The organism is Xanthomonas sp. SHU 199 (assembly GCF_000364665.1).
In the GTDB taxonomy this organism is placed as follows: Bacteria; Pseudomonadota; Gammaproteobacteria; order Xanthomonadales; family Xanthomonadaceae; genus Xanthomonas_A; species Xanthomonas_A sontii.
The window spans coordinates 1-863 of the sequence record NZ_AQOI01000363.1 but is presented as its reverse complement, the minus strand read 5'-3'; the positions used below and the strand labels follow the sequence as shown (position 1 = coordinate 863).

The window sequence follows — 863 nt, the reverse complement described above, 5'->3', positions numbered from 1 at the left end:
TTTTGATATCTCCTCTAAGCGATTTGTCCGGCAACCCATTGGTGCCTGGAGCCTCCGCAGGGGGCCATCAATTGGCCAGTGCCGCTGCTGGTATAAGTAACGGCAGTCGGTGCGCAACCTTTAGGGATTTACTGCCGAAAATTTGGCGTTTCGGCGATTTGCGTGACACCAGAAACGCGGCGAAAGGCTTGTTTCGGCCGCGCTTCGTCAAACTTTAGGCGTCTTGCACAAGTCGGGGAAAGAGCGGCCTGGATCGCGCCGAGGGCGATGCGCGCGATGTTCTCGATCGTGTGTCGCGTCGACGACGCGAACGCTTGACCTGCCGGTACGCAGCGCATCGCGACGCGAGGGCTTGGCCATCTCTCCCTCTACCTGTCTGATCGCCTTACGGCCGTCCATGACTATGAAGTAGAAGGAGCGTCGGTTGTCCGGCGATGTAGGCAATGCCGGCGCGCTTTCAGGTCGTGCACTGCGTTGATGACGCATGACAGGCGATCTTGAAGTGCGGCCACGGTCATCGCCAACTGCTGACCGCCATCCAGCCCACTGGTCACGTGTCGCGCGACAGCGCAGGCGGTCGGTGGCCATGGCTGTCTCCCGTCGATCCCGCATAACGGGTCGCATGCACGGGATCGCCGCGAATAGCGTGGCCACGCTGTCAGCTGGCCGTCGCCCTGCCAGTCATGGCAGCGCTCGCCTTCGGCGTCGAGGACCGGCAACGCGCGGAGATGACGCTTCCTCCGGGATGCGACGGCCCGTCGCGGGAAGAGGAAACAAAAAAGGCCCCTCCTTGCGGAGGGGCCTCGGTGGCGCAATGCGGCTGGCGACGCTTAGCCCTGGAGCAGGCTCAGCACGCTCTGCGG

Annotated in this window: 1 protein-coding gene; it reads left to right on the top strand. The window is 62.9% G+C overall.

Annotated features, from left to right (window positions below; translation table 11 throughout):
* Window positions 1-683: 683 nt before the first annotated feature.
* A partial coding sequence (locus tag D183_RS28010; RefSeq protein WP_232757267.1) for a hypothetical protein occupies window positions 684-863 on the top strand: 180 nt, incomplete at its 3' end.